Here is an 8571-nt window from a genome sequence, read left to right as displayed (position 1 = left end):
CGACCACGACCACGACCACGACCACGACCACGACCACGACTAAGGCCACTGAGCGATTGATCATGCATGGTCGCACATTGTTGTGGCTCTTCGGCGCCGGCCTCTGGGCCGGCGCCGTCTTCGCGGCTGAACCACAAGGTTTGCCCGGCGAAAACCCGCATCCGATCCATCTCGTCCGCCGCCCTGTCGCGCCCCTTTCCGCCATGGCGCAGCTCGGCCGGCAAATATTTTATGACCCGAGCCTGTCGTCGTCGGGCAAGTTGTCCTGTGTCTCGTGTCACAGTCCGGACCACGCCTACGGCCCGCCGAACGACGGGCCGGTGATGCTCGGCGGCCCCACGCTGACGCGGCAGGGCGCGCGTGCCGTCCCCTCACTGACCTATCTGGAAAGGCAGCCGGAGTTCAGCATCGGCCCGGATGATCGGGTGGCTGAGACCATGGATCTGGCGCAAATGGCCGCGCTCGCCCAGACCTCGACCCGCGCGCAGAAAACCGCGACGCAGACTTCGCAGAGCGCGGTGAACATCGTTCCGCAGGGCGGCATGTTCTGGGACGGCCGCGCTAACACACTGCAGATGCAGGCGGCCGCCCCTCTGCTTGACCCGCGCGAGATGGACGGCGGCAGCATCGAAACAGTCGCCGAGAAACTGCGTCATGCGCCTTATGCCAAAGGCTTTACGGACTTGTTCGGCGAGAGTATTTTCCGAAACCCGCAGATGCTGGTGTCTGAGGCGATGTTCGCCGTCGCGCGCTATGAGATCGAGGAGCCCAGTTTTCACCCTTATACGAGCAAGTTCGATTATTGGCTCGAGGGCAAGGCCCGCCTCAGCGACGGCGAAATGCGCGGCTATCGTTTGTTCAATGATCCGGACAAGGCCAATTGCGGCGGCTGCCATATTTCGCAGCCAAGTCCCGATGGATTGCCGCCGCTCTTTACCGATTTTCAGTATGAAGCCTTGGGCGCGCCGCGCAATGCCGCGCTCGCGGACAACGGAGACTCGCAGTATTTCGATCTCGGGGTTTGCGGACCCGTTCGCACCGACATCGCCGACCAGACTCAATATTGCGGCATGTTCCTGACGCCGACCTTGCGCAACACGGCCACGCGCCAAACGTTCTTCCACAACGGGGTGTTCCACACGCTGCAGCAGGTGCTCGATTTCTACAATCTCCGCGACACCGAGCCGGAGAAAATCTATCCGCGTGCGGTCGACGGGGCGGTCCAGAAATTCGACGATATTCCGTTGCAGTATCGGGCTAATGTCGACGTGAGCGATCCGCCCTTCGACCGGCATCTCGGCGAAACGCCGGCCATGACGGCGCAGGACGAAGCCGACATTATCGCATTCCTCAAGACTCTGAACGACGGATACGAGCCAGCAAAGTAAAGCGCGACGCTGCTTAAGCATAGAAACCGAAGCGAGTATCCTTGTCAGGCACTTAACCGTTCTGCGAGGCCAAGGCTCGCGAGGAAGATCGCCCTCATACGGCGGCGAACAGCGCAAGAGCGGGAAAATATGGCGAGGCGACTGAAGAATTTTCGGCGTGTGCTTCGAAGAGCGCGGCCTTGAGGCCGCGCTCTTCCAGATTGCGGGGCATTGCCGTATTCAAAACGGCGAAGCTTGTTTTATCGCTCGAATTTGAATGCGCCAGGCAGGACTTCTGTACCTTCCACCGCTACCGACTGCAAAGCCTTCGGGTCGAGCCCCAATGCCTTAAGGATAGTCGGGGCCACCTGCATGGTTTCGACCGGGCTGGTCACCGTTGACGAACCAATCTTCGGATTTGACAGCAACATAATGACGTTGGTGTCGTCGTGCGCGAAGCCGCCATGCTCGGCCTGCTTCTTGCTGCTCCCGGAGTAAGTCACGCCGACATTCGGCGTAACCAGGATATCCGGTGTCCGCGGATCGCCATGCGGTGGCAGGCCCGGTGCGTTAAACAGCTGAGCGAGCGCCGGCCCCGAGAAGATCTGCCCAATGCCCGCAGTATTCGCGTTGGCGGGGGATTGGGTTTCGAGCAAGGTGACCGCCTGAGCCGTGGTGCAGCTGTTGTTGAGCCAGATCATCGAGACGTCGTCTTCGGTCGGCCCGATGCCGGTGGGGTTGGAGGGCGATTCGGAAGTTGGCAGGCAATGGGCGTTGTCCAGAATGGTGGCTGGCGAGGTCGTCACCGGTCCGTTTGACGTGATCCCCGTGTAGCGGGACGAATCTACCGGGCTTTGGCCATGCTTGGCGGTGATGACCAAAAGGGTGGAATCGTATACCCCCGAGCTCCTTAGTGCGGAAATCATCTTACCGATCGACGCATCCACGAACTGGATTTCGCTTAGCAGCGCGGGCGAGGGCGTTCCCTGGGAGTCGAGATAGCCGCCCGTCACCTTCGGGGTCAGAGACTTCTCGATCAGTTTCTGGCCGACACTCACTGCCTGGAAATTCATTCCGAAGATTGTCGGCACGGGTGCGGGGTGCAACCCATCATGCGTTTTGCGGCCGATTTGGTTGAGGACCGCGTTGACCTTCAGGGTGTCATAGCACTGGATATTCAGGAAACTGTCGGTCCATGCGTTCGAAGAAGAGACCGCGGTCTGATCCGGCAAGTTCGGGCTGCAGCTGACGGTGCTGCTTGCGACGACGCCCCGGAGAGGCACCGGAATTGAATTGATCTCCGGTGAGTAATAGTCGTCGAGATTGCGACCGTTGCCCGGACCCGCGACGGACGAATAAGACGGATGCTTGTCGGACCACGCAGTGTAGCCGCCGGCCTCATGGATTACGCCGAAAATCGTCTTGGTCCGCACAAAGTTCCAAGGATAGACCGGAGCGCACCCCCTGGCCGGATCCCGCGGCAGTTTGTGGGGATCGATCGAGGCGATACCGCCGTCGCCAGTGCCGCCGCCATTGAGCTTGCTCTGATCGAGATCAATTCCTTCGTCGAATTCGGTGGTGGTGCCGGTCGGCGCCGCACCAGGTGTGCAGGCGTTCGGGCTGCCAGCCACGCCATTGCCTGTCGTCGTCGCAGGTGCGTCGAGCGACCGGTCGTAGGCGACGTCGTAAAACGCTCCCACACTGCGCGGCGACCCGCCACTCACAATGGCCATAAGTCCGGGGAAGGAGTCCGATGGTTTCGACGTCGAGGCATCGAGATAGTTGATACCCGTCGTCCTGAGCGCCGCGAGATGCGGACAATACGGATCGCCTCCGTTCACTCCGCTGACTCCCGATGCACAATTGATGTAGTCCAGCGCGTGCATTCCATCGATGCTGATCAGCAATACGTGGTCGACGTCGGCCGCCTTCGCGGTCGCACCAAGAGCCGCCCCGGCAAGCATGCCAAGGGCAATCCTTTTCAAGATCATGGAATTTCTCCGTAAGTTTATCTGTTGCGGCGTGAGTTGCCGCGCGGAACGTTTCAGAGCTGCGTCACAGCCTTAAGAAAAATTTGTGACGGCTGGTTGATACGTCTGCGACAGATAACTGGAGCCGAAAGCCTATCGATGCCCCCCGCGGAAAATGTACCCAGCGCGATAGAGCGATGCGATACGCACCGCGTCGCGAGCGAAGCGCCGCGGTTCTGCCGGCTGTGCCGACCAGATAATGCAGGCGCGCGCGAACGGCGCTCACCCGGAAAAACCGGACCTCTGTGCGTGCGCTTCGCTATCCCGGGTCGTACTGGTCCGGACCCATCGCCCACAGCCATTGGTCATGGCCCGAGGCAAATGTGCGGTTGGTCTGCGCCGGGTTGCGGTTGATCAGCGGTCGCAGATACATCGGGTGAGTGGCGCTGCGCACCTCGTGCTCGATGGTGAACAGGGGCCTGCCATCAGCAGGATCGACGATATCGCGAAAGCGATATTGGTATTGATTATCCTCACTGTAGATCAGGCCGCGCTCGGTCAACGCGCGGTAGGGACCGGAGAAATTCGTGATATAGATCTGCACGTGGTGGCCGTCATATTCCCCCTGCGGCCGGTCAGTCTCGCGAAATCGCAGATGCTGGTCCTTGCCTATTTTCACGGAGGCGACGGTGGCGTCGCCGTTGTTGAGCGCGGCCGGCATCCCCATCACCTGCGGATAGAAGTCGCAAATGCCCTTTGCGCTGCCCGCGGGGACCTCGAACTCGACATAGGGGATACCGAGCGTGATGCGCCCGAAGCGTGCGGCGTCCGGCTCATGGCAGCGCACGCGATTGCCCCATGGACAGGTCGCCTCGACATAATCGTTGTGCTCGCGGAACGCGAATTGCGTGCCGTCCAATTTCTTCGTGACCTTCGCGAGCCGGTCGAGCAGCGCGTTGCGGCCGGAGATCACCAGCCCGGTATGGCCTCTCAGCACCTGCGGCTTGCCGCTGGGCAGATGGAACTGGCTCCTGCCGACATTGACCCACATGTTGTCGTCGGACACCATCAAATAGGGGTCACGGGTAAGCCCTAGTCCCGCGACATAAAACAATGTCGCCAAATGTTGGTCGGGCACCTGGACGTTGACGTGTTCGAGATGGATCGAGTTGCCGAGATCTTCGGCGCCGCGGTCGAATTTTGGCTGCATGGACTGAGGTCCCGGATGAGGATGACGCCATCATAGTGCAGCGTGACACCCCAAGCCAACAGTGGGCAATGAATGGCTGTCCGGCCAAAGTCGCCGGCCCGCGCCGCACCCAAGGTCCCCACTTGACATCGGGCTTGCGGCGGACTGTGTTAATCGATCGATAAACAGCTCGATCTGCGCCCCGGGGGACCGCCCCGGCCGGATTCACGCCAACAATAAAGTTTAGAAAATGCAGGGTCGGAGGACGTAAATGGATCGGATCGAGGTAGCCGTCGTTGGCGTCGGCTGGTGCGGGGGAATTCGGGCGGAGGCTTGTGCGGCGCACCCGCTGGTGAGCGGCGTTCACGTTGCGGAAAATCGCCCCGAACGGCTGCAGGAAGTTGCAGCGTCGATCGGCGCCAAATCGGCGACCGGGGACTATCGCGCCTTGCTCGAAAACAAGGACATTGCCGCGGTTTTCGTCTGCGCGACGCCCGAGACGACGCATTTTCCGATGACGCGGGATTTTCTCCGCGCCGGAAAGCATGTCTTTCTCGAAAAGCCGATCGCGCTTGAACTCGAGGAGGCGGACGAGCTTATTTCAATCGCCCGCACCAACGGACTCAAATTCACCATCGGCTACTCGCAGCGCTTCAACCCAAAATTCGCCTATGTGAAAAAGTGCATCAGCGACGGAACGATCGGAAAGCCCGTCAGCGCGCTGGTGAGCCGGCATATTTCGCGCAGCCTTGGCAAGAAAATCAGTGGCCGCGTCAAGCTGTCGCCAGCTGCCATGGAATCGACGCACGACCTTGACTTCGTGCTCTGGTGTCTGGAACCGGCCAAACCGGTGCGTGTCTATTCGCAGGTAAACTACGGCGCGATGCGCGAGTCGACGGGAAACGATATCCCGGATCTGCAATGGATGACCGTGACGATGGACTCGGGCCTGAGCTTTGTCGTCGGTGGTGGCTGGAGCCTGCCACCCGGCTATCCCAACTTCTCCTCGACGTGGATCGAGATGATAGGGACCGAAGGCGCCCTGATGGTCGACGATACCCATCGCGACGTCATGCTCAACACCATGAAAAATGGCGCGGTGTTTCCGATGTCGACCATGCCCGGTGAACCGGTCGGACACGTCTATGCCGGCCCGATGGCGTCCGAGACGGTGCATTTCGTCGAAGCGGTGGCCCTGGACCGGCCGGTGCTCGTGACGCCCGAACAGGCGCGACGTGTGATGGAGCTTTACATCGCCGCCGACCTGTCGGCCGAACTGAATGAACCCGTGACACTTCCGCTCGAGAATAAACGACCGGCCCGACTTGCCGCCGGTCTGTAGGATCTGACGACCGAACTGTTTGCGCGACGCGTCGGAAAATCCTCCAGCGCGCTCGGGACGGTGTGTGCATGGGCGACGGCTGACGACGGACGCTTAACGTGGCGGCCGCAAGAAAACGGCGGATGGTGAACCATCCGATCAGGGAGCGACGGAGGTTTCATGCCCGCGGATGTCACCGCAGAAAATGGCGCGGCGGCTAAGCTCGCCGGCGCGAAGCGTACCAACATCAGGTGGTATGTGCTTCTGCTGATCAGCCTGATGTACATGATCACCTATATGGATCGCAGCAATATTTCGATTGCCGCGCCTGAGATGGCCAAGGAGTTCGGTTTCAGCAAGACCGAAGTCGCGCTGTTTTTCAGCGCGTTCGCTTGGGCCTATGCGGCGGGTCAGGTACCCGGCGGCTGGCTCGCCGACTTCTTCGGACCCAAGCGCGTTCTTCTGGTGATCGTGCCGTTCTGGTCGCTGATGACCGCCGCCACCGCCTGGGCCTCGGGCGCAACCTCGCTGTTTGCGGTTCGCTTTGCCTTTGGGCTCGGCGAGGCCGGCGCCTTTCCGACCGCAAGCCGGGCCATGCAGCTTTGGTTTCCAAAATCCGAGCGCGGGTTCGTCCAGGGCATGACTCATTGTTTCAGCCGCCTCGCCATCGCGATCACGCCGCTGGCCGCGGTGATGATCATGAACGCGTGGGGTTGGCGCTGGATCTTCTACATTTTCGCGCTGCTGGGCATTGCCTGGTCGGTTGTGTTCCTGTTCTTCTATCGCAATCGTCCGGAGGACGAAACGCGGGTCAATGCCGAAGAACTCGCACATATTCGCGGGTCGTTGCCGAACGGAGAGGGCAATGCTGCGGCCACGCTGCTCCGCTCCGACGTTCCGTGGCGGTCGATTTTCACCTCGCCCAACATGTGGTTCATCGCGGTGGCCTATGGCTGCTTCTTCTATGGCGCCTATTTCTACGTCAGCTGGTTTCCGACCTATCTCCTCGAATTCCGCCATCTCTCGCTGAACTCGGTGGGCTATCTGGCGTCGCTGCCGCTGATCTCGGCCATGGTCGGCGATCTCGCCGGCGGACTTCTGACCGACCACGTCCTTCGCCGGACCGGCAATTTGAGGCTGGCGCGCCGTGTCGTGGCCGCGCCCGGCCTGTTTCTTGCGGCACTGCTGCTGATCCCCGCCGGCATGACAGAGAGTGCGATCACCGCGATTCTCTGCCTGACGGCCTCGAATTTCTTTCTGGAATTGGTGCTGGGGCCGGCCTGGGCCGTGCCGATGGATGTTGGCGGCACCTCAAGCGGAACGGTCACCGCGGTCATGAACATGGTCGGCGCCGTCGGCGCCTCGATCTCGCCTCTTGTGTTCGGCTTCCTGGTAGAGCGGGGCTCCTGGGTTGCCCCTTTTTTCGTCACCGCTGCGGTTCTGGCCGCCGGTTCGCTGATCTGGATTTTCCTGATCGATCCGGAAAAGTCCGTCGTCGACCGTCATCGGTAGAATTGCAGTCGCCGAGGGATGGCGCATTGGCGCGGAACGATCGCTGCTGACGCTGGCGCAACCGCGGTCTATCGCCTAGTATCCGGGCCACAGGTGGCCGAACAGCCGGACGTTCGATTGTTCAAGAGATCACCGGGATAAGGGGGGATTGAAATGCAAAGATCAGCCGTCATCGCTTTCTGTTTTGGACTTCTGGCGCTGCCTGCTGCAGGCTTCGCGCAGCAGCCTGAAAATATCGTGCTGAATGACAAGGACGTCAAACAACTGACGCCCCATGTCTGGGCGATCTACGGCAATCCGAATATCGGAATCGTGGTGGGCAGCAAGGGCACGCTGGTCGTTGACACCGGTCTCGGCAAACGCAACGGCACCACGGTCGACGCCGTGATGGAGAAGCTGCGCAAGGGCAAGCTCTATCTTGCCACCACCCATTTCCACCCCGAGCATGTCACCGGTCAGAGCGGCTTTCCGGCCGACACCGTGGTGATCCGCAACATCGCCCAGCAGAAAGAGCTGGAAGAATCCGGCGCCGGCATGATCGATTTCTTTCGATCGCGCTCCGACGTCAACAAGGAATTGCTGGTCGATGCCGGCATCGACAAGGCCGACATTCTGTTCGACAACGAGATGACCCTGGATCTCGGTGATGTCACGGTGCGGATGGTCTATTTCGGGCCCGCGCATACCAACGGCGACATCGTGTTCTTCGTCGAGCCGGAGAAGGTGATGATCTCCGGTGACATCGTCCAGAACAAGTTCACCATTCTGCCGATCGGAACGAAAACGACCATCAAGGGCTGGATCTCGGTGCTCGATCGCGCGGCGGAGCTGAAGCCGGCGCTGATCCTGCCCGACCATAGCCCGCCCGGCGACAGCGCCATGTTCGCCGAGCAGCGCGCCTACATGGTCGATCTGCTGGCACAGACGCAGGCGGCCAAGAGCCAGGGCAAGAGTGTCGAGGATGCCGTCAAGGTGGTTACCGCGGAGCTGCAGACCAAATATCCGGGATGGCTTCGCCCGGGCAACGCGACGCGAGCGATCACGATGGCCTACAAGGAAGCGCCGTGAGCCGCTGATCCCAGCGAAATCCAGGGCCGTCGCTTGCCGCTAAAGCGTTTTCAAGCGAAGTGGAGACCGGTTCGCGTCAAGAAAACGCGTCAAATCAAGAATCTAGAGCCCCGTTTCGATTCAATCGAAACGGAAAAGGCTCTA

At 60.7% G+C, this 8571-nt stretch carries 6 protein-coding genes; 4 read left to right on the top strand and 2 right to left on the bottom strand.

Annotated features, from left to right (window positions below):
- A partial coding sequence (locus E8A46_RS01820) for a cytochrome c peroxidase (RefSeq protein WP_291556604.1) occupies window positions 1-1388 on the top strand: 1388 nt, incomplete at its 5' end.
- Window positions 1389-1627: 239 nt separating this feature from the next.
- Here E8A46_RS01820 and E8A46_RS01815 read toward each other — a convergent pair.
- Both E8A46_RS01815 and E8A46_RS01810 read right to left on the bottom strand, forming a co-directional pair.
- Window positions 1628-3358, bottom strand: a complete 1731-nt coding sequence (locus E8A46_RS01815; RefSeq protein ID WP_291556602.1) for an alkaline phosphatase family protein — start codon at window positions 3356-3358, stop codon at window positions 1628-1630.
- 298 nt (window positions 3359-3656) lie between these two features.
- On the bottom strand, window positions 3657-4547 hold the full coding sequence (locus tag E8A46_RS01810; RefSeq protein WP_291556600.1) for a hypothetical protein: 891 nt from the start codon (window positions 4545-4547) through the stop codon (window positions 3657-3659).
- A 250-nt stretch (window positions 4548-4797) separates the two neighbouring features.
- On the opposite strand from E8A46_RS01810, the gene E8A46_RS01805 reads away from it, so the two are divergent.
- The 3 genes from E8A46_RS01805 (at window position 4798) to E8A46_RS01795 (ending at window position 8427) form a co-directional block, all read left to right on the top strand.
- The gene (locus tag E8A46_RS01805; RefSeq protein WP_291556598.1) at window positions 4798-5868 is read left to right on the top strand and encodes a Gfo/Idh/MocA family oxidoreductase; all 1071 of its coding nucleotides are present in this window, start codon (window positions 4798-4800) and stop codon (window positions 5866-5868) included.
- Window positions 5869-6027: 159 nt separating this feature from the next.
- Complete coding sequence (locus E8A46_RS01800; protein WP_291556595.1) at window positions 6028-7359, top strand: MFS transporter; 1332 nt, start codon at window positions 6028-6030, stop codon at window positions 7357-7359.
- A gap of 153 nt (window positions 7360-7512) precedes the next feature.
- Window positions 7513-8427 carry an MBL fold metallo-hydrolase gene (locus tag E8A46_RS01795; protein WP_291556593.1) on the top strand — a complete coding sequence of 305 codons (915 nt, stop codon included), beginning with the start codon at window positions 7513-7515 and terminating at the stop codon, window positions 8425-8427.
- Window positions 8428-8571: the final 144 nt, after the last annotated feature.

Origin of the sequence: Bradyrhizobium sp., from assembly GCF_004799445.1 — a bacterium.
In the GTDB taxonomy this organism is placed as follows: domain Bacteria; phylum Pseudomonadota; class Alphaproteobacteria; order Rhizobiales; family Xanthobacteraceae; genus Bradyrhizobium.
This window is presented reverse-complemented; position numbering and strand designations above follow the sequence as displayed.